The organism is Verrucomicrobiia bacterium (assembly GCA_023953615.1).
In the GTDB taxonomy this organism is placed as follows: domain Bacteria; phylum Verrucomicrobiota; class Verrucomicrobiia; order Limisphaerales; family JADLHS01; genus JADLHS01.
The window spans coordinates 1,386,245-1,407,723 of record JAMLJH010000002.1 but is presented as its reverse complement, the minus strand read 5'-3'; the positions used below and the strand labels follow the sequence as shown (position 1 = coordinate 1,407,723).

At 57.3% G+C, this 21,479-nt stretch carries 13 protein-coding genes, 1 tRNA gene and 1 pseudogene; 5 read left to right on the top strand and 10 right to left on the bottom strand.

Going from position 1 to position 21,479, the window contains the following annotated elements; all coding sequences use genetic code 11:
• Positions 1–14: 14 nt before the first annotated feature.
• A complete protein-coding gene (locus M9920_16200) occupies positions 15–2,606 on the bottom strand; it encodes a DEAD/DEAH box helicase (protein ID MCO5053818.1) in 2,592 nt (863 codons plus the stop codon).
• A 236-nt stretch (positions 2,607–2,842) separates the two neighbouring features.
• Between M9920_16200 and M9920_16195 the strand changes: the two are divergent.
• The 3 genes and pseudogenes from M9920_16195 to rho all read left to right on the top strand — a co-directional run bounded on the left by M9920_16195 (position 2,843) and on the right by rho (position 6,668).
• A pseudogene (locus tag M9920_16195) lies at positions 2,843–3,172 on the top strand (glycine hydroxymethyltransferase).
• 9 nt (positions 3,173–3,181) lie between these two features.
• A complete protein-coding gene (locus tag M9920_16190; protein ID MCO5053817.1) occupies positions 3,182–4,969 on the top strand; it encodes a serine hydroxymethyltransferase in 1,788 nt (595 codons plus the stop codon).
• A gap of 475 nt (positions 4,970–5,444) precedes the next feature.
• Positions 5,445–6,668: a transcription termination factor Rho gene (gene rho, locus M9920_16185; protein ID MCO5053816.1), complete on the top strand. Its 1,224-nt coding sequence runs from the start codon at positions 5,445–5,447 to the stop codon at positions 6,666–6,668.
• Positions 6,669–6,787: 119 nt separating this feature from the next.
• Here the strand turns inward: rho and argA are convergent, their stop codons facing one another.
• The 4 genes from argA to M9920_16165 form a co-directional block, all read right to left on the bottom strand.
• Positions 6,788–8,068 (bottom strand): amino-acid N-acetyltransferase, encoded by a 1,281-nt coding sequence (gene argA / locus M9920_16180; protein MCO5053815.1) that lies wholly within the window; start codon positions 8,066–8,068, stop codon positions 6,788–6,790.
• Between the two features lie 67 nt (positions 8,069–8,135).
• Positions 8,136–9,257, bottom strand: coding sequence for a histidinol-phosphate transaminase (hisC, locus tag M9920_16175; GenBank protein MCO5053814.1), 1,122 nt, complete (start codon positions 9,255–9,257; stop codon positions 8,136–8,138).
• A complete protein-coding gene (locus tag M9920_16170; GenBank protein MCO5053813.1) occupies positions 9,257–10,342 on the bottom strand; it encodes an AAA family ATPase in 1,086 nt (361 codons plus the stop codon). Before M9920_16170 ends, hisC begins: the two co-directional genes overlap by 1 nt.
• Positions 10,339–11,397, bottom strand: a complete 1,059-nt coding sequence (locus M9920_16165) for a phosphate acyltransferase (protein ID MCO5053812.1) — start codon at positions 11,395–11,397, stop codon at positions 10,339–10,341. The genes M9920_16170 and M9920_16165 overlap by 4 nt, the downstream gene beginning before the upstream one ends.
• Positions 11,398–11,461: 64 nt before the next feature.
• Between M9920_16165 and M9920_16160 the strand changes: the two genes are divergently transcribed.
• A complete protein-coding gene (locus M9920_16160; protein ID MCO5053811.1) occupies positions 11,462–14,203 on the top strand; it encodes a type I restriction endonuclease subunit R in 2,742 nt (913 codons plus the stop codon).
• 350 nt (positions 14,204–14,553) lie between these two features.
• Here the strand turns inward: M9920_16160 and M9920_16155 are convergent.
• The 5 genes from M9920_16155 to M9920_16135 all read right to left on the bottom strand — a co-directional run bounded on the left by M9920_16155 (position 14,554) and on the right by M9920_16135 (position 20,121).
• Positions 14,554–14,629 (bottom strand) — tRNA-Ile (locus tag M9920_16155).
• 75 nt (positions 14,630–14,704) lie between these two features.
• Positions 14,705–16,423 (bottom strand): RNA polymerase sigma factor RpoD, encoded by a 1,719-nt coding sequence (gene rpoD, locus M9920_16150; GenBank protein ID MCO5053810.1) that lies wholly within the window; start codon positions 16,421–16,423, stop codon positions 14,705–14,707.
• Positions 16,424–16,807: 384 nt separating this feature from the next.
• Positions 16,808–17,878 (bottom strand): polysaccharide biosynthesis/export family protein, encoded by a 1,071-nt coding sequence (locus M9920_16145; GenBank protein MCO5053809.1) that lies wholly within the window; start codon positions 17,876–17,878, stop codon positions 16,808–16,810.
• 35 nt (positions 17,879–17,913) lie between these two features.
• Positions 17,914–18,984, bottom strand: coding sequence for an SLBB domain-containing protein (locus M9920_16140; GenBank protein MCO5053808.1), 1,071 nt, complete (start codon positions 18,982–18,984; stop codon positions 17,914–17,916).
• A 201-nt stretch (positions 18,985–19,185) separates the two neighbouring features.
• Positions 19,186–20,121 (bottom strand): alpha/beta hydrolase, encoded by a 936-nt coding sequence (locus M9920_16135; GenBank protein ID MCO5053807.1) that lies wholly within the window; start codon positions 20,119–20,121, stop codon positions 19,186–19,188.
• A 76-nt stretch (positions 20,122–20,197) separates the two neighbouring features.
• Here M9920_16135 and M9920_16130 point away from each other — a divergent pair, with 76 nt between their 5' ends.
• Positions 20,198–21,451: a dipeptidase gene (locus tag M9920_16130; protein MCO5053806.1), complete on the top strand. Its 1,254-nt coding sequence runs from the start codon at positions 20,198–20,200 to the stop codon at positions 21,449–21,451.
• The last annotated feature ends 28 nt before the right edge of the window (positions 21,452–21,479 follow it).

Genomic DNA, 21,479 nt, shown 5'->3' with positions numbered 1-21,479 from the left:
ATTCCGTCGCGGCCTCAGTGGCGGCGTAAAATCAACCGGTGGTCCACGCGGCGCTTCTGGTGATATTCCAGCTTCGGCAATTCCGTCAGCGTGGGCGATTCCGTTTCCTGCAAAATGGTTTTGGCCAGCGCTTGAAAGGCGGACCAGCGCGGCCAATCCAGTTCCGGAGCGTGTGAAATTCGACGCAGTAAACTGCGCCATTCGATGATGGCGCGGTCAATATCACCGGCGCCCAGAAGGTCGGTGATCCAATGGTTTTTGCTCGCGGGATTTTGGTGGACGCTTTGCACGACCGCTTCGGCGCCCGCGCCGTACTTGGGTGGCAAACCATTTTCGAGATACCCCGGAATGTTGAGCAGTTGGAACTTCTCACGACACGCCACGGCCAGCCGGCCGCCGAACCGATGTTCATCACCGCAGAAGCGAAACCCCGCGTCGAGATTGGCAACGTCGTAAATCAGCTCATCCAGCGGATACTTTTCATCCTCCAAAGCCGCCGCGATCGCCAGACCGTCGCCTTGTTGAAAGAAACTGACCAGTCGTCCGCGTCGCGTTGGTTTGCCATCCGCTTCCACGAGCTGGAGTCGTTTCCAGGTCAGCGCCGTGCCGGTGGCGGAGGACAGTTGTTTGCACGTTTCCACCAGCGCGCAACGGGCGCAATCGTACGGCAACACCTCGCGTTCGGTTGGTCGCCAAAGCGCAACGCCGTGTTGATCCACCGGAACGCGCAAGGTGAGATCGGCAACGCTCAAGTAAACCAGAATCCGTTGCGCTTGTTTGACGAATTTGACCACGGGCGTTTTTTGGCCCGCGAGTTTGTGTTCGAGCAACGGAATGAGCTTTTCCTGCCAGACCGAAGTTTCAACCTGACGGCCGTTCCAGTGGGTAAGTCGGCGCACCCACTTCGCAATGATGAGGCGATCCCCGTTGAGCACATCGGCCACCGTGGCCGCGCGGCCGTAAATTTTCGTTCCATCGTCACGTTCCTCCAGCACGACAATCATGCCCGTGCCGACCTTTTCCAAAACCGTCTGGTCGGAGAGCGCCGGAAAAAGTTTCACGGATGAAGGGGAATCGCCCGTTGTTGGAAAATCCCTCGGCTCGTCCTCAGCCGGTGCGTTCGGAGCAGTTGATGGCGTTTGAATCGGTTTCGCTTCCCGCGCTGCGGAGGGCGCCGGTTTGGCCACCCAGATCTCGCGCAACGGTGTTTCGGTGAGCGCCGGATACGTTTCCCACTCGCCCCGGCTGTTACGGAATTCGCGTTGTCGTTTGCGGACGTGTCGGGCGCGTTCCGCGTCGGTATGCAGATTGCACGGCGTGTTGGGATGCTTGAGTGAGGATTCGACCCCCAGAAAAATCGGTTTGGTGGTGAACAGCCGTTCCTGCGCCTGAACGGCTGCGAGAAAGGGATTTTGACCGTTCTCCGCGGCCGTTTGCATCAATCCCAGCAAGGCGTTCCAATCCACCGCGCCGCTTCGCGAGAGATGGCAGGGATGCGCGTCGAGCAGGCGAATCTCATTGGCGGCGATCAATACAAACCCGGTTTCATCCAGACCGCGGCGCCCGGCGCGACCGAACATTTGTAAAATTTCATCCGCGCGCAAGGGTTGCTCGATGCTGTCGCGGCGATAGGATTCACCCGCCAGCGCCACGCTGCGCAGAGAGAAATTGATGCCGGCGGCGAGTCCCATCGTGGCCACGACCACCCGGAGTTGACCCGCTTTGGCGAGGGGTTCGATGACGCCCGCCCGGGCCGCATAGCTCAAGCCGCTATGATGATAGGCAATCCGACTTTTGAGCAACCGCGCCAGGTGTTCACCGACCATTTGCTTTTGTTCGAGCGATAGTTGCAATGGATTCGGAGTGGGCAGGTTTCGCGCGAGATCAGCGGCCAGCGTTTCGGTGCCTTGACGGCGCGGCGCAAAAATCAAAATGGGACCCAGATCGTCCGCCAGGGCTTTGGCCACAAAGCGCGGCCAGTAACCCCTGATTTCGGAGGGCACATGGTAGTTCAAGTGATTGACGCCGACTTCATCGAGCGGAACCGGGCGTCGTTCGTGGCGAACCAGAACCGCTTGCCGACCGAGACGAGTCAGCCAACGAACTACGTGATGGGGATTGGAAACGCTGCCACTCAACAAAAGCAATTGGGTTTGCGGAGGAGCAAGGGCCAGCGCCAGTTCATAGTTCAGGCCGCGATCCGCATCGCCCAGCATTTGATACTCATCTATGACGAGCAACGTCGGGCCTTCGCCGCCGATCAGACGGTTCTTCTGTGTCTCGAGCGTGGCGACAATGACGGGAGCGTCCAGGTTTTCTGCCAGATCGCCGGTGGCGATGCCGACATTCCAGCCGCGCGCGCGCCATTCGGCTAATTTGTCATTGGCCAGCGCGCGGGTGGGCACCGTGTAGATCGCCTGCCCGCGCGGTTTGCCCTGGTTTGACCATAATTCAAAAATGAGGGTTTTGCCCGCGCCCGTCGGCGCCTGCACCACCACGTCCTTGCCCTCGCGCAACGCCGCCACGGCCTGTTGCTGCCACAAGTCCGGGACGGTGACTTGATTCAGCGCAGGTAACTCGGTAAATGGCGATTCGGACTGCGGCACGCGCTCAAGATAGACAGCGGCGACGAAAACGAAAACTTAAAGCGAGTTTTTCCCCAGCCTGAATCATGTGCCGGATGGGGTGTTCTCATCGAACAAATTTTCACCAGGTGCGAATTTGGCGGAATTACGGAAGGGTTTAACATTGACGTTTGTTAAGTCACGCGACCAAACTTGGGCGGTTGGCTTTAATGAAAACCTTCCTGTTTATCTGCACTGGAAATATCTGCCGCAGCCCGATGGCCGAGGGGCTGTTTCGTCATGCGACGCAGGGGCGCGGTGATTATCGCGCGATTTCCGCGGGGCTGGGCGCCGCCAACGGACAACCGCCCAGCGCGTATTCGGTGCAGGCGATGCGGGAAATCGGCGTGGATATTTCGCGGCAGCGGAGTCAGATGCTGACCGCTGAAATGGCGCGGCAAGCGGATTACATCCTCGGCATGACGCACGGGCATGTGGATTCCATCCTGCTGATGTATCCGCAAGCGGCGGAGAAAACTTTTTTATTGCGCGAGTTTGACGACACGCTGGAAACCTTTGAGAAGGATATCAGCGATCCCATCGGGGGTTCGTATGACGTGTACGTTCACTGCCGGGATCAAATCGAGCAGGGGATCGCGTCGCTTTTGCGCTTTGTTGAACAGGGCGAAACCCAGCAGACGGTCAAGGCGGTTTTGGAGGGCAAACGCGCCCGTCTCGCGCTGGGGTCGGATCGGGAAGGTTACGAGTTGAAGGAAGCCTTGAAGACCGCTCTGCGGCACGCCGGCATTTCGTTTCATGATTTTGGTCCGCATCAGGGTGAGAAGCCGGTGGATTACCCGGATTACGCTCTGCCCGTGGCGAGCAGTGTCAGCGGTCGCAACGCCGAGTTCGGCTTGTTGATCGGCGCGAGCAGCACCGGCCTGAGCATCGCCGCCAACAAAGTGGCTGGCGTGCGCGCTGCGGTTGTCAACGATCCGGATACCGCCGCTTTTACGCGCGAACACGACGACGCCAATGTGCTTTGCATGTCGAGCGCAACTGCGGTTGAATTCGCGCAGCAAATTTTAGAACGCTTTCTGAAAACTGAATTTAATCGCGAGCGGAATGAACGCTGCGTGAACAAGTTGGAAACCAAGATGACCTCACCCGAATTGCGCTTGTCCCATGTGGACGCAGACATCGCCACCGCCATCGAACATGAACGGTTGCGGCAACAGGAAAATATTGAACTGATCGCCAGCGAGAATTTCACCAGTCCGGCGGTCATGGAAGCGCAAGGCTCGGTGCTGACGAATAAATACGCGGAAGGCTATCCCAAAAAGCGCTGGTATGGCGGGTGCGAAAATGTGGACGTGGTAGAACAACTGGCCATTGACCGCGCCAAGAAATTGTTCGGCGCGGAACACGCCAACGTGCAGCCCCATTCCGGCAGCGGTGCAAACATGGCGGTTTACTTCGCCATGTTGAAACCGGGCGACCGCATGTTGACGATGGATTTGAGCCACGGCGGGCATCTGACGCATGGCAACAAGGCCAACTTTTCCGGTAAATTTTTTGAGATCATTCATTACGGCGTGCGCCGGGACGACGAGCGGATTGATTACGACCAACTGGCGCAGATGGCACGTGAGCACAAACCCAAAATGATCACGGTGGGGGCCAGTGCGTATCCGCGTCTCATAGATTTCAAGCGCATGGGTGAAATTGCGCGGGAAGTGGGCGCGTATCTGCTGGCGGACATTGCGCACATCGCCGGTTTGGTGGTGGCCGGAATTCACCCCAGCCCGATCGAACACGCTGATTTCGTCACGACGACGACGCACAAAACCTTGCGCGGTCCGCGCGGCGGGTTGGTGTTGTGTCGCGAGAAGTATGCGAAAGAAATTGATTCGCAGATTTTCCCCGGGATTCAAGGCGGGCCGTTGATGCACGTCATTGCCGCCAAGGCCGTGTGTTTCCGCGAGGCGCTGCAACCGGCGTTCACAACCTACCAACGCCAGATCGTGGCTAATGCGGCGGCGCTGGCGGAGGGAATGAAGCGCAATGGTTTCCGCCTGGTCAGCGGGGGGACGGATAATCATCTGCTGCTCGTGGACGTCGGCGCGAAGGGGCTGACGGGGAAAGAGTGTCAAATGACCCTCGACGGCGCGGGAATCACCATCAACAAGAATACGATTCCGTTTGAAACACGGTCGCCGTTTCAAGCCAGCGGAGTGCGCCTCGGCACCCCGGCTTGCACGACCCGGGGGATGCGCGAGCCGGAAATGGCGGCAATTGCCGACATGATCAGCGAAGTTTTGCTCGATATCAAAAATCTTGACGTCATTGCGAAAGTCCGGCAACGTGTCCACGAATTAACTGCGAGATTTCCCTTGCCGTATTGAGAAAATTTTGAGATTCAGCAAATCGAGCCTCGTATATTCCGCGATCGTAGCTCGCCGATTAAACTAATCCGATTTCATTCCTTCCGTGCGGAAGGGGCGGTGGTTTAAGCAGACTAGTTCGCGAAGCGGAGGAAAACCAAATGGAGATTTTATGGCAGCAAAAGCTGTAACCAAGAAGGCCAAATCAAAATCAGTCAAACCCAAAGCCGATGCCGCCGAGCTGTCGCCCGAAGCGGCAACGGCAGGGACAGCGACGGCGATCGGCGAAGTTTCCGCCGTTGACAAAACCGTCGCTCCGGAAACGGCCGCCCCGGCGGAAACCAGCGCCCCCCCACCAGCGACCGCTTTGACCAATGAAGGTGGGAAGCGGCCTCCGGAGAAAGCTCCGGAAGCGGGCACCACCGGTCCGGGACGCCGCCACGAGCGCGATAAAATCGCCAACTCGTTGAACATCGCCAAATTGCAGTCGCTGCAAATGAGCGAGTTGAACAACATGGCGCGCGAGTATGGCGTGGAAAATTACGGCACGATGCGGAAGCATGAGATTATTTTCCACATCCTCCAGAAGAACGCCGAACGCGCGGGCGTGCTCTTCTCCGAAGGCGTGCTGGAAGTGTTGCCGGATGGCTACGGCTTCCTGCGTTCGCAAAGTTTTAACTACCTCTCCTGTCCGGAAGATATTTACGTTTCCCCCTCGCAAATCCGGCGCTTCGATCTGCAAACGGGTAATCTGATCGCGGGGCAAATCCGTCCGCCCAAGGAAAAGGAGAAGTTTTTCGCTCTGCTCAAGGTTGAAGCGGTGGACGGCGAAGAACCGGACAAGGCGAAGGATAAAACGCATTTCGAGAATCTGACGCCGTTGTTTCCGAATCAGCGGTTCATTTTGGAAACCGGTCGGGAAGAGCTTTCCACCCGGGTGTTGGATTTGGTCTGCCCGATCGGCAAGGGAACGCGCGGAATTATCGTCGCCCCGCCGCGCACCGGTAAAACGGTGCTGATGCAAAAGCTGGCCAACGCCATTCTCAAGAACAATCCCGAGACGTATCTGTTCATCCTGTTGATTGACGAGCGCCCGGAGGAAGTCACGGACATGGAACGCACCTGTATCGGCGCGGAAGTGATTTCCTCGACGTTTGATGAGCCTCCAGAACGGCATGTGCAGGTGGCCGAAATGGTCATTGAAAAAGCCAAGCGCATGGTCGAGCACAAACGTGACGTGGTCATCCTGCTCGATTCCATCACGCGCCTGGCGCGCGCCTACAACACGGTGCAACCGCACTCGGGCAAGATTTTGTCCGGCGGCGTGGATGCGAACGCGCTGCACAAACCGAAGCGTTTCTTCGGCGCGGCGCGCAACATCGAAGAGGGCGGTTCCCTTACCATCATGGCGACGGCGTTGATTGACACCGGCAGCCGCATGGATGAAGTCATCTTTGAAGAGTTCAAAGGCACGGGCAACATGGAAGTGCATCTGGATCGCGCCCTTGTGGACCGTCGCATTTTCCCATCCATCAACGTGGAACGCTCCGGTACGCGCAAGGAAGAATTGCTCTATCACCCGGACGAATACTCGAAGGTCGTCCTGTTGCGCCGCGCGCTGACGGGCGTGCCGCCGGTGGAAGCGATGGAACTGCTGCTGAACAAGCTCAAGAAGACGGGCAGCAACATCGAATTCCTCATCGGCATGAGCGTGAGTTGATGCCGTTTCCGCCGAGGCCGCGCTTTCTGAAAGGAAACGGGCTTGGTTGTGAAGAGGATTCGGTCAGGTGCGAATAAAAGAGCTGCGGAGATCAAACCATTACTGGTTTTCGCGCTCGATTACTTCAGCTTTTTCACCAGCACTTTGGAGTTGCGACCGCTCTGCTCGTATTTCAACCGGCGGGTGGGCGGCAAATTTTCCGGGCCGCCTTCCTGGAATCCGCCCTTGGATTGGAAATAAGTGAAGGCTTGCGTGGATAAGGTGATGAGTTCGCTCAGCTTCAATTCGCGCGCCTTGTCGCCGATGAACTGAATTAATTTTTGACCGATGCCCTGATTCTCGTGTGAAGCGCTGACATAGAGACAGGCGAGTTCGCCCTGGTTCTGTTCGGGATAGAGATGGAGTGCCACGCAGGCCACCGGGTTCTTATCAATTTCAAAAATGTAATATTCGCCAAGGTGTTTTTCGATGCCGGCGCGCGTTCGCTTTACGAGTTCATCGCTTTGCACCCCTTTCTGCGTCAACCGCAGGATGGCGCGGATGTCCTTCTTCTTGGCCGGACGGATTTGCTGGTATTCATTGGCGTAAATCAACGTGCCGATGCCCTCCTTGGAAAACACTTCCGCGAGGAGGCCTTCATCCACGCGCCCATCAATGATATGCACCCGCTGAATGCCCGCGCGACACGCCGCCGCCGCGTGCTGGGCCTTGGATAGATGAGAGCCGTTCAGTTCGCCCTTGTTCTTCTCCAGCAATTCCGCCAGCTCGCCCGCCAACATTTGTCGAATGAGTTTTCCGCGCCAATAAAGTCCGTCAGTGGTGGTGATAAAGATCAGCTTTACGGCCTTGAGCGCCTCGGCGACGGCCAACGCCACGCCGTCAGAATTGACCCGATAGGTTTTGCCGTCGCCGTCAAAGCCCAATGGCGGCAACACCGGAATGACGTCCTGCGCGAGCAAGGATTGGAGCAAAGACACGTCCACGCGCTCCACTTTGCCCGTGAGGAGATGGTCCACGCCCTGCAAAATGCCCATCGGATGCGCGATGATGGCGTTGGTGCTCGCGGCGCGGAGGTCGTTGGCGGAAAGTCCTTCCAGAATTTCATGGGTCAAACGGTTCGCGGCGGTCAGCGAAAGTTTGAGCGTGGCGGCGTCAGTAACTCCGGTGCCATCCAAATTTGAGGGCGTGACGTTTTGCTCCTGTGCCAACGCCTGGATTTGTGCGGCCGCTCCGTGAACGATCACCACCCGGATGTTCAACGAACGCAAGACGGCAATATCGAGCAGGATATTGGCAAAGTTTTCATCCGTAACGATGGCGCCATCGAGGGACAGAATGAAGGTCTTCTCTCGAAATCTTGGGATGTATTGCAGGATGCCCCGCAGGTCAGTCAGTTTCACGTTCGCTATTTCGTCTTGATCGGACGTCAGATATGTAAGCGGTTTACGCGGCGTTTCAACTCTTATTTCACAAGGGCGGATTTTCCGGACGCGATTGCAGCGCTTCCGTCAGTGCCGCGATGCAGACCCGATTCTCCTGCGCCGTGCCGATGGAAATGCGAATCCATTCGCCAAGCTGATAGCCGCCCATCGGTCGCACGATGACCCCGCGCCGCTGGAGTTCCGCAACAACTCGTGCGCCGTCGCCGACGCGAATCAGGATAAAGTTGGCCGAGGACGGCACAAACTCGAGTTTGAGCTTTCGGCAGGCCCGCATGTACAGCCGCAGACCGCGTTTGGTGATTCGTTGCGTTCTGGCGACGTGCTTCGTGTCGTCCAGCGCGGCGAGCGCTCCGGCCTGCGCAACGGCATTGGCGTTGAACGGTTGCCGGATTTTCTCCAAGGCCGCGATCAATTCGGGATGGCCGATGCCGTAACCAATGCGCAGTCCGGCCAGACCGTAGATTTTGGAGAAGGTCCGCATCACGATCAGATTGGGATGATGGCCGGCGGCCAACTCCGGAAGCAGATCCAGCGGTTGCTCCAAAAACTCGATGTAAGCTTCGTCGAGGGCAATCACGACGTGCGCCGGCGCCTGTTTGATGAAATGCCGCAAACGCTCTGGATCAACCACGGTGCCGGTTGGGTTGTTGGGATTGGCAATAAAAACCAAGCGGGTCTGGGGCGTAATCGCACCGAGCATGGCGTCGAGGTCATGACCGAATTGTTGGGCCGGCACGGTGACGAGTTTCGCGCCGAAGAGCGCGGTGACGATCGGATAAACCGCGAAGCAATACTGCGACACGATGACTTCCGCCTCGGGCGAGAGCAGGGCATGGCCGAGGAATTCGATGATTTCATTTGAGCCATTGCCGAGAATCAAGTGCGCGGGCGTGAGGTCAAGTTTGGCCGCCAATTTTTGTTTGAGATAAAAGGCGTTGCCGTCGGGATACAGATGCGTGTGCGCGAGCGCGCGCTTCATCGCCTTGAGCGCCAGTCGCGACGGTCCGAGCGGATTTTCGTTGGACGCCAGCTTGATGATGGAGTCGGCGGGCCGGTTGAGTTCGCGCGCGACTTCTTCGATTGGACGTCCGGGTTGATAAACCGGAAGGTGCGCGAGCGCGGGATTGAGTGCGTAGGGGAGGGGCATCAGAGTGATTCCAGAATTTTTTTGACGTTGACGTGTTCAGTGACGATATCCCGAATGAGCGAAATTTTCTCCGCATCCGTCGGTCGGGTTTTCGCGGTCAGATCGTGGACTTTCGAGGCTACTTCGTAGCTGTCTTTCTTGGCCAGCAACACCGGAATCTGCATGTTTCGCAATGCGCGCAGCAAGCCGTTGGCGGGTTTGATTCCGCCAGTGAGAACGATGCCCGCCATTTTTTGCGGTTTGGTGGCGACGGCGGCTTCCAACAGATCCTCGCGATCACCTGGCGTGATCAATAGAACTCCGCGTTGAAAAAAGCGCGTGGCGTTCTGAGCGCTCATCGCGCCGACCACCACGTCGTTCACCAAGCCCCGCAGGGATACCGATGGGTTGAGTACTTCCGTGGAAAGTTCCTCATTGATGGCTTCCAACGTGGGTGATTCCAAAATGGGTTGGTGCGGAATGACGCCCAGCAATTCCAATCCCTTGCGCTTCAGGCCGCGACGCGCAAAATCCGCGATGTAATCCACCTTTTCCGGCAGCACTTTGTTGATGATGACGCCGATGATTTCCACGCCTTCCTTTTCAAACAAGGCCAGATTGAGCGTAACTTCGTCTATCGGTTTGCCGATGCCTCCACGGGAAACAATGATGGCTTTGCAACCCAGATGGCGGGCGACCTGGGCGTTCGATAAATCAAACACCGCGCCGACGCCGGCGTGTCCCGAACCTTCACAAAGTACAAAATCCTTTTCCCAAGCCACGCGATCAAAGGCGTCCTGGATTCGATCCACCAGCGCCTCGTTGTTGGCGGTTTGCAGGTATTTACGCGTAAAATCCGGCTCGACGGCGATGGGACTCATATCCACCAGCGGACAGTTTAACGAATAAACGGAATCCATCAGAACCGTATCTTCGTCAATCTTATGCTCCGCGATTTCCACGAAACGCTGGCCGACGGGTTTGATGTAGCCAACCCTCGGAAACCTGTTCTGCAACGCGGCAATCAACCCCAGTGACGTGGTCGTTTTGCCATCGTGTTGGCGGGTGGCCGCGATGAAAACTCTGGGCGTGGTGGTGTTCTTCATGAGGCTTCGCCGGGGAGCGCTGGAGTGACGGCTGGAAAGAGCTGGTGGTAATTCACGGCTTGCGCGCCGACAATGGCCGCGACGCCCAGAATGTCATGCGCGTTCGAACCGCGCGAGACATCGGCCGCCGGACGATCCAATCCGAGCAGGATGTTGCCGTAGGCATTTGCGTGTCCGACCAAACGAACCATTTTGCTCGCAATGTTTCCCGAATTAAGATCGGGAAAGATGAGGACGTTGGCTTTGCCGGCCACGCGGCTCTCGCCGCATTTCAGGCGGGCAATTTCAGGCACCAGCGCGGCGTCCACTTGCAGTTCGCCATCGAAGTCCGCTTGAAACTGAATCTGCTCCGCTTTCTGTTGCGCCAGCGCCGTGGCGGCCTGGACTTTGCCGATGGAATGGTGCGTGGCGCTGCCTTTGGTGGAGAAGGAAAGCATGGCGACGCGCGGCTTTACGCTCAACAGGTGATACGCCAATTGCGCCGTGGTGAGTGCGATTTCAGCGAGTTGCTCCACCGTCGGATCCGGGACCACGCCGCAATCCGCCATGAACATCACGCCCTTTTCCCCAATGCGCGTGTCTTCAATCTCCATGATCATGCAACTGGAAGCCGTGATCTTTTGCGGCATCACCTTGATGATTTGAAACAAGGGACGGAGCACGCTCCCCGTGAAATGATTGACGCCGGAAACCAGACCGTCGGCCTGGTGCATGGCCACCATCATCGCTCCGAAAAAATTGGGCTGTTGCATCGCCTCGCGCGCCTCGATTTCTTTGAGGCCCTTTTCGCGTCGGAGCGAATAAAAGCGGCGCGCAAAATTGTCCAACTCCTCGCTGTCCGACGGATTGATGACGCGAATGCCCTCCAGCGAAATGTTCAGGTCAGCGGCGATTTCTTTGATCCGGGTGCGGTCACCCAGGAGAATGGGCGCGCCCAAGCGCAGCGCGTGAAACTGGCGGGCGGCTTGCAACACCCGCGGTTCGTCCCCCTCGGGAAACACCACGCGTTTGGGGTGACGCTGCAATTTTTCGATAATGGTTCCAATGAAACGCATGTCGCCAGCTTAGCGGGACGCGCCGCGAGTGCAATCCCGATGGCAGGTGATCTCGTCGCGGTACGTGGTGGACCCACTCGGATTCTCGAATCCCGCTGCGAATGAATTTCTTGCGGTCAACCAGTTCACGGTGGAGGAAGGTCATTTCAATCGCCGCGCGGATGTGGTGGTGTTCATCAACGGCATTCCGCTGGCGGTGTTGGAGTTGAAAAACATCACGGACGCGCAGGCCACGATTCGCAAGGCGTTCGATCAGCTGCAAACTTACCAGGCGCAAATTTCGTCGCTGTTTTACTCGAATGCGCTGCTGGTGATTTCTGACGGACACGAAGCGCGGCTCGGCACAATCACGTCGAATTGGGAGCGCTTCATGGCGTGGCGCACGGTCACGGGCAAGGAACTGGTTCCACCCGGTTCGTTGCAACTGGAGACGCTGCTCAAAGGTGTGTTCGACAAGAGCCGGCTGCTTGATCTGGTTCGCAACTTCATCGTCTTTGAGGATGATGGCGAAAAGGTGCTCAAAAAGATTGCGGGTTATCATCAATTCCATGCGGTGAACAAGGCCGTGGCGACGACGGTGGAGGCGTCGAAGTCCGACGGCGATCAGCGCGCGGGGGTCATCTGGCACACGCAAGGCAGCGGCAAAAGTCTTTCGATGGTGTTCTACGCCGGAAAGATCGTCCAGCACCCGGCGCTGGAGAATCCCACGCTGGTCGTCCTCACCGATCGCAACGATCTCGACGGCCAACTTCACGACACGTTCTCACGCGGTGCGGATTTGCTGCGACAAAAGCCGGTTCAGGCGGCAAGCCGGCGGCATTTGCGAGAACTTTTGCATCGGGCCAGCGGCGGCGTGATTTTCACGACCATTCAGAAATTCTTTCCGGAGGAAAAGGGTGGCGAACATCCATTGCTTTCCGACCGGCGCAATATCGTAGTTATCGCTGACGAGGCGCATCGCAGCCAATACGATTTCATTGACGGTTTCGCGCGTCATTTGCGCGATGCGCTGCCCCAGGCGTCATTCATCGGCTTCACCGGCACGCCCCTCGAGAAGGGCGACAAGAATACGCAGGCCGTCTTTGGTGATTACATTGATGTTTACGACATCCTCCAGGCCAAGGAGGACCATGCGACGGTGCCGATCTATTACGAGGCGCGGCTGGCGAAGATTGATTTGAAACCGGAGGAGCGTCCGAAGATTGATCCAAGTTTTGAAGAAATCACGGAGGACGCCGAAGCTTCCACCAAGGAGAGTTTGCGCCGCAAATGGGCGCAACTGGAGGCGATGGTTGGCACGACAAAACGCATCGGATTGGTCGCAGAGGATTTGGTGCGGCATTGGGAGGCGCGGTTCGGGGCGATGGACGGCAAGGCGATGGTGGTTTGCATGAGCCGCCGCATCTGCGTGGAACTTTATGAGGCGATCCGCAAGTTGCGGTCCGACTGGCATCACGATGACGATGACCAGGGGGTGATGAAAATTGTCATGTCGGGTTCGGCTTCCGACAAATGGGAATGGCAACAACACATCCGCAACAAATCGCAGCGTGAGGAACTGGCGAAGAATTTCAAGAACCCGGAGCACCCGTTCAAGATTGTCATCGTGCGCGACATGTGGCTGACCGGATTCGACGCACCATGTCTGCATACGATGTATGCGGACAAACCGATGAAAGGCCACGGCCTGATGCAGGCCATCGCGCGGGTGAACCGGGTTTTCAAAGACAAGCCCGGTGGGTTGGTGGTGGATTATCTGGGCCTGGCGGAAGAATTGAAACTGGCGCTGGCGGATTACACCCACAGCAAAGGCAAAGGCGAAATCAAATTGGATCAGGAAGAAGCCGTCGCCGTGATGCTGGAAAAATACGAGCAGGTCTGCGCCATCCTGCACGGGTTTGATTACCACTCCGCCGCCGAGACCGCGCCCGCACAGCGGATGACTTTGATTGCCCAGGCTGCCGAGCATGTGCTCCAGCAGACGAACGGCAAACCGCGTTACTTACTGGCGGTCACCGAACTTTCCAAAGCGTTTGCGTTGTCCGTCCCGCACGAGCAGGCATTGGAGATTCGCGATGAGGTTGGGTTCTTTCAGGAAGTCCGGGCCGTGCTCACCAAGAGTTTAAGCGACGCGACCGGCAAGAAATCGCCGGAGGATCTGGATGTTGCCGTGCGGCAAATTGTGTCGCGCGCCATTTCCTCGGACAAGGTGATTGATATTTTCGACGCCGCCGGGTTAAAGAAGCCGGACATCTCGATCTTGTCGGATGAGTTCTTGCAGGAAGTGCAGCACCTGCCACAACGCAATCTCGCGGTGGAGTTGTTGCAAAAGCTGTTGAACCATGAGTTGGAGATCCGGCAGAAGAAATATCTCGTTCAGTCGCGCTCCTTCGCGGAGATGCTCGAAGCCACGATCCGCAAATATCAGAATCGCACGATTGAAGCGGCGCAGGTGATTGCGGAGTTAATCGAACTCGCCAAGCAGATGCGCGAAGGGCAAAAGCGCGGCGAAAATCTCGGCCTCTCGGATGATGAAGTAGCGTTCTACGATGCGTTGGAGGTGAACGACAGCGCGGTGAAAGTCCTGGGCGAACCGACGCTGAAAGACATCGCCCGCGAGTTGGTCGCGCAAGTCCGCAAGAGTCTGACGATTGATTGGACGTTGCGAGAAGCCGCGCAGGCGCAGATTCGGGTCATTGTGCGCCGCATCCTCCGCAAATACGGATATCCGCCCGACAAGCAGGAGCGGGCCACGCAAACCGTATTGGAGCAAGCGAAATTGCTGTGCGCGGAGTGGGCTGTTTAGAGCGCTTTCGTTGAATTTGAGGGTGTAGCTTACGAACGGAAGCGGCGTCTGACTGCGACCCTTCATGCCACCATGCAGTGCTGAAAGTCGCAGACTGCCGCCGCGGAAGTCGCTGGCGTGACCCATGCACCGGTGCGGTCCGCCACTGCGTAGCAAACCTCATCGCCGCATGCGTCACGGCAAGGTTTCGCTTTCCGATTTTCCCCGACACCGTCAGCTCGGTGGAAAATCTCAGCGCATGAGCACGATAGAAAGGACCGCTTCAAAATTGGCCAAGCAGGGTTTTCCGAGGGTGGCGCTCTCAAATCACGAGAGTTCAGATTTGCCTTTATTTTCAGGGGCTTTCTTGGTGGTGGGCCCACTCGGATTTGAACCGAGGACCAAGCGATTATGAGTCGCCTGCTCTAACCGCTGAGCTATGGGCCCGCCCTGAAGAGATTTTGCGGGGCTGGCGGCGAGGGACAAGTTAATTCAGCGTCCGCGTGAAATTCTCCCCTCGTGTCAAGCGGGCAACTGACTGGCTGAGGCGCTTTCGAGCGCCCCGATTTCCAGGAAGCCTTGCAGTTGTCGAATGCGGGTCGGGTGTCGCATCTTTCGGAGCGCTTTGGCTTCAATTTGCCGGATGCGTTCGCGGGTGACGCAAAAATGTTTTCCCACCTCTTCCAAGGTGCGGGCGCAACCGTCGCCGATGCCAAACCGCAGTTCGAGGACTTTGCGTTCCCGTTCGTTAAGCCCGGAGAGCACGGCGGCCAACTTATCCTTCAACAAGGCATAACTGGTTAGATCAAAGGGATTCTCCGAATTTTTGTCCTCAATAAAGTCTCCGATATTCGCGTCGTCCTCGTCGTCGTTGACCGGCGATTGCAGTGAAATGGGCTGCTGCGCCATTTTGAGGACCGCGCGAACTCGGTCCACCGGATAGTGCATCTCTTCCGCGATTTCTTCCGCCGTCGGCTCCCGGCCGAAGTCCTGCTGGAGTTGCTTTTGCGCGCGCATGAGCCGGTTGATGATTTCAATCATGTGAACCGGAATACGGATGGTGCGGGACTGGTCCGCGATGGCACGGGTGACGGCCTGCCGAATCCACCAAGTGGCGTAGGTGGAAAATTTGTAACCGCGCCGATGCTCGAATTTTTCCACCGCGCGCATCAATCCCATGTTGCCCTCCTGAATCAGATCGAGGAATGACAGACCGCGATTGGTGTATTTTTTGGCGATGGAAATGACGAGTCGCAGATTGGCTTCCACCATCTCGGCCTTGGCCTGGTTGGCGCGAATGGCGGCTTGTTTAATCTGGCGATGGGCGGCCAAAAATTCCGCCGTGGACATCCGGGTGAATTCTTCCAGCACGGCTATTTGCTCGCGGGCCGCGTCGGTAGCGTGTCGCTGGCGTTTGCCGGCGGCGAGTTGTTGCTCGCAGGCCAGAATTTTTTCGTAAACATTTTCGGCAATCAGCGCCAGGTCTTCGATAACCTTCGGCTGGTAGCAGAATTGATCCAGGCAAAGCGACAACTTGTGATTCACTTTTTTGAGTTCGGCCAGTGCGTGCGCGCGCTTCGCTTTGGTGGGAGCCAGGCGGCTGCGACGGAACCACTCATCAGCCTGCCGGTCCAGGTCGCGGGCCGGGGGCAGGTTTTTTTGCAGACTTCTGAAATACTTGGCGCGGATGGTGAATTTTTGATCCAGCACCACGCGATCAAAGCGTTCGCGTGGCGGTTCGGACATGAGCTTGTCGGCAATCGCCAGATATTCCTTGGCGGTATAACCCAGCGTGTAAACCGTGTTCTGAAGATCCAGCTCGGCGGCCTCGATCCGTTTCGAGATTTCCACCTCCTGCTCGCGTGTCAGTAACGGCACCTGCCCCATCTGTTTCAGATACATCCGCACCGGATCGTCCAGAATATCGAGGCGGTCCTTCTCGCGCGTCTCCCAGTCGGACGGGCGGGATTGATCCAGCTCGGCGGCTTCGATGATGTTGATCTCCAAGTTTCGCAGTCTGGTGTAAATATCGTCCAGAGCCTCGGCGGAAATAAGCTCTTCCGGCAGGACTTCAGCAATGTCACCGTAAGTCAGATGCCCTTGCTCACGGGCCAGTTGGATCAATTCCTTGAACTTGTCGGTCAACTGCTCTAACGCATCGCCCGCACGGGTTTCGTCGCGCGCTTGTGAAACCGCCTCATTGAGCGGAATGATTTTAGACCGAGGTGAAGGCGGAACCATGGGCGGTGAAATAATCACTGGCTTCGCCTGCCGTACTTTTACCTGCTCGGGATGGAAACCTCTGACTCTCGTACTACGAACCCTCGGTTTGCGCATAATCTTTAACTGGATTTCCGGTTATTTCGGGTGAACTGCGGAGGAATATGCAACTTTGCTCCAAGCGCGTCAAGCGATGAACAGTTGCTTTCCCCGTCATTATGGTTTGCTTCTGATTTGTCTGATGCTTTGCGACCAATCCTTGGTTCGGTCGCATCCACGATTTCAACGCGGATGATTATACTTTATTCGGCTCGCCTCGCCGGCGCGGGCAAGTTGTCCCCACGATGGCACTACGTCCCGCCATGCCGCGGACACTCCTGAGTCTCGTTAATATGAGTTTAAGAGCTAACGATTACCAACGGAGACGCCCACGCCCGCCGGAGCGCCACCGAATGCCGCCGCCCCCTCGTTCGCCGCCGCCGAGAACACAAAGGTATTGATTACCGCGTCCACGTAATTTCGCAGGAAACGATAGGGACTATTGGGGACGAAAACGATGTCGCGAGGCTCCAACGGAATGTCGCCCGCGCGGCCTTCAAGAATGTCCTTGTAGTTGACCACGGCCATTTCCGGATGGGTCAGGGAACCGCGGACGATGGCCACTTGCGACAAATAGGCATCCCGCAACGTTCCGCCTCCAGCGGTAATGGCGGCGACCAGGGTGGGCGTTTCCGACAGCGCAATTGCGCGGGGCGTCCGCACGGCCCCGAACAAATAAATTTCCCGGGCCGCGCCCGATGGGACGTAAACGAAATCGTCCGGTTTCAGGAAAATGTTTTGCGTCATATCGCCTTGCTCCAGCAGGCGTTGAAAGTCAACCGGCAACACGGCACCATTTCTCACGACAAAGGCGTGACGCAGATCCGCCATGTTCACGGTGGTCGTTCCCGATTGCGCGCGACGGGTGCCGCCCGCCAGGGACATGGCTTCCAGCAAGGAGATCGGAGCGGTGGCGGGATAAACGCCAGGATGATCTACCGCGCCGAGGACCCAGATGTGTTTGCTCCCCACGGCGCGCAAGCTGATGGAGACCTGCGGTCCGGCGATGTATTTCTCCAGTTCCTTTTCCAGCGTCCGTTTGGTTTCCGCCAGGGTCAGCCCCCAGACGTCAATGCCCGGCAGCAAATAAAAATAAATTTTGCCATCAGGTCCAACCGCCAGATCGGATCGGGTGGCGATCTGATCAATGACTTCAATTTGCAGTTCGTCTCCGGGGCCGAGTCGGAACAGGTCCTGGGGAGTTTTCAGCAGGGAAGCGTCGAGCGAGCGTTCTAACGCGAGGCCGCCGACAGCATTGGAAAACGTGCCGGTGGCCCGGGGATCAAACCGCGGCGCGCTGCTTTGCTTGGGGATTTGGCAACCGACAAAAACAACGAGTCCGGCAACCATCGAGCTGAGGAGGAAAACTTTTTTCATGTGAAAAGTTGGATTGAATTGATGCGAATGGCGCTTCAAGGCGTAACCCAGGGATGTTGAATGAGGGGGTGGAGGAATCCGGTGTAGGTGACCACGGCGGATTGAATAAAGGCGATGGTGGCGTTATCCAGGATTTCTTCCGCTCGCGCCCAAGGCCGGCGCGACACATACACGATGTCCTTGGGTTCCAAACGAAAGTCCGGCGCCTCTCCGGCCAGAATGGCCTTGGCGTTCACGACGATGCACTCGGGTTTGTTCAGCGAGCCGCGAACGATCAGCACGCGGCTTTGATAGGCCTTGTCAGCAAATCCACCGCGCGACGTAATGGCGGAGATGAGGCTGGCATTGGGGCTGTATGGGACGACTCCGGTGCCGTCTCCCAGTCCGGGGCCCACGGCGCCAACCACAAAGATTTGGTTGGCGGCAGACGAGGCGAAGAAGATGTAATCGTCCGGTTCAATCGCGATGTTTTGGGATAAATCTCCGCGTTGAAACAAACTCTCGAAATCCACGGCGAGCCTTTCGCCGTGTCGCACCATAAAGCTGTGGGAAAGGTCGGCCAGTTCGACGGTGTTTTGATCAAACAAACCGGTTTCCAAACCGCCGGCCCGCGCGATGGCTTCAATCATGGTGGTGGGCCGGTTCAGGGTGAAAACGCCTTTCTGACTTACCGCACCGAGCAGGTAAAACTTTTTACTGTTGTAGGCGGCCGGGGTGATGATTGTCCGCGGCGTGTTGTAAAATTTGCTCAACTCCGCGTCAAACGCGGCGCGTAATTCATCAATCGTTAATCCAGCCGCGAGAACATCCTCAGCTTGTAAAAAAGAAACCCGGCCATCGGGACCAATCGCCACATCGCGCTTGGCGCTGTCGGGACGATCGAACAATGCGAAGTTCAGGGTATCGCCGGCGCCCAAGGTCAACCGCTTTTGCCACTCGGCGCGTTGGCTTGGATCCGAAGAGGTCAGGGCGCCCTTGATTTTGGCGGGGGCTGGCGCCGCGGATTCGGCGGGCGGAGTTGGGAGTTGCTGGGCGTCGTCGGCCAGCGTCGGCCAGGTGACGGCGAGCAGGGTGAGTCCACTCAAGATCAGTGATCGCTTCTTCATGTGCATTAAATTTTTATTCTATAATTCCAAATTGGTGCGACACCCCTCCAACTACTTGAAAAACGACGGGCCAAAACTACTCTGTGCCGCCCGGCAATCAAACCGGAATGAAACCCTACGCTTTTCCGGGACATTACCGAATCGCGAACTGGGTTTCACCGGTCTGAAAGCAGGTAGATTCATCATGGTTCGAAGGATATTTCAGCGGGCAAATTTATGTTCCCGCAACCAAAACGCGCAGTCGTAGGTCCAGGGGTGAAGTTTGGCTTCGGGCGAATAATGGCGAACACCCAGGCCGATCCCGTGAGGTCCGCGCTCATAAACATGTAAATCGAACGGCACCCCAACCCGGCGGAGCGCCGCCGCCAACATCAGACTGTTCTCCACCGGCACGGTGGGATCCTCCAGCGTGCTCCAGATGAAGCAGGGTGGCGTTTCTTGGTTTACCTGTAATTCGGCGGAGAGTTCCCGCAACAACGCGGGAGGTTGATTCGTGCCCAACAAATTATTCCGCGAACCTTTATGAGTGAACTCGTTGCTCATGGAAATGACGGGGTAGCACAGGATCGCCAAATCGGGGCGCGAACTTTGGCGCTCAATTGCGGAGGCCGCACTTGGATTGCCCTTGTCCCAATGGGTAATCGTGGTCGAAGCCAGATGACCGCCCGCGGACGAACCCATGATGCCAACGCGTTGCGCGTCCACCTGCCACTCTGCAGCGCGGTCGCGCACCGTGCGAATGGCGTGCGCCGCGTCGTTCAGCATGGCGGGATGATGATATCCAGCCGAGCCGAGCCGATATTTCAGGACGAAACCGGCGATGCCTTGACTGTTCAACCAGTGAGCGTAAACGCTGCCTTCATGGTCGGCCAACGCGCCGTATCCGCCGCCGGGACAAATAACGATCGCGGCGCCGGTGGCGACTTCGGGAGTCGGCAAATACACCGTCAGCGTGGGAATGTCTTTGCTCTCGCCGCCCAGCGCCCCGGGAGCGCCTGCCGACCAGAGCGCGAAGCTTTGATTGGTTTGGGCGTCCGAGGTAAGGACCAGCGCCAACGCCACTCCCAAACATCGAGGCAACAGATTCATGCCGCGCAGCGTAAGGATTCGTCCGACGTTTTTCAATACCTTGTTCATCCACCTGTTAATTGAGTTGATTCGCGGTGAAGGATTGGTGGTGCGGTGGTCGCCAGGCGCTGGCACAATAGGCTTCATGATCAAGCAGTTTTTTGTCATCACGAGCGCGGTGTTATGCGGCTTAACCGCCGTGACCTCGCCCGCAGACGAGCCGAATTCCGATCGCTATCTCGAAGAAGTCCGCCAATTACTCAAGCGCGTGCCGTTGATTGACGGGCACAATGATACGCCGTGGGAGTATCGGGACCGGGGTCACAATAATTTCGCCGAATTGAATTTGGCGCAGAGCACGGCGGGATTGAAACCGCCGATGCACACCGATATTCCCCGGCTCCGCGCCGGGTTGGTGGGCGGCCAGTTTTGGTCGGTGTACGTTCCCACTCAGCCGAGCGGCGCGGCGGCAGTGCAGGCAACGCTTGAGCAGATAGACGTTGTTTATCAACTGTGCGCGCGCCACCCGGAGACGTTTGAACTGGCACTTACGGCGGATGACGTGGAGCGGATCCATCGGCAGGAAAAAATCGCTTCGCTCATCGGCATGGAAGGCGGACATTCCATCAATAATTCCCTCGCCACCTTGCGCATGATGTATCATCTGGGCGCGCGGTACATGACCTTGACGCACACGGAGAATACCGACTGGGCGGATGCCGCGGGCGATAAACCGGCGCATCACGGCCTGACCGCGTTTGGCGAGGAAGTGGTTCAAGAAATGAACCGGCTCGGCATGTTGGTGGATTTATCGCATGTGAGCGACGACACCATGCGCGCGGCGTTGCGCGTGACGAAAGCCCCGGTGATTTTTTCACATTCTTCCGCTCGGACACTATGTAATCATCTGCGCGATGTGCCGGATGAGATTTTGCGAATGACCAAAACCAACGGTGGCGTCGTGATGGTTTGTTTCGTTCCCAATTTCATTACCGAAGCCGATCGTTTGGATGAAGCACTTGTCACAAAGGAAAAAGAGCGTTTGCGAAAACTCTACGGGGACGATTCGCGCTCCTTTCGAGTCGCGGTGGCCGAGTGGCGCAAAACGCATCCGGACCCTCGCGCTGCGACCTTAAGTGACGTGGCGGATCATATTGATCACATTCGCAAATTGATCGGAGTGGACCATGTGGGGATTGGCGCGGATTTCGACGGCTTCAGCGGCGCGCCCCGGGGTTTGGAGGATGTTTCCAAGTATCCGGACTTGCTCGCGGAGCTGTTGCGGCGCGGTTACTCGCAAACGGACGTGGAAAAGGTCGCCGGTCAGAATGTGTTGCGGGTAATGCGCGAAGCGGAACGAGTGGCGCAGGAACTGCAAGGCGCACTTCCGGTCAAGTAACGTTTCATTTTTGACGCTGAGACGCGAT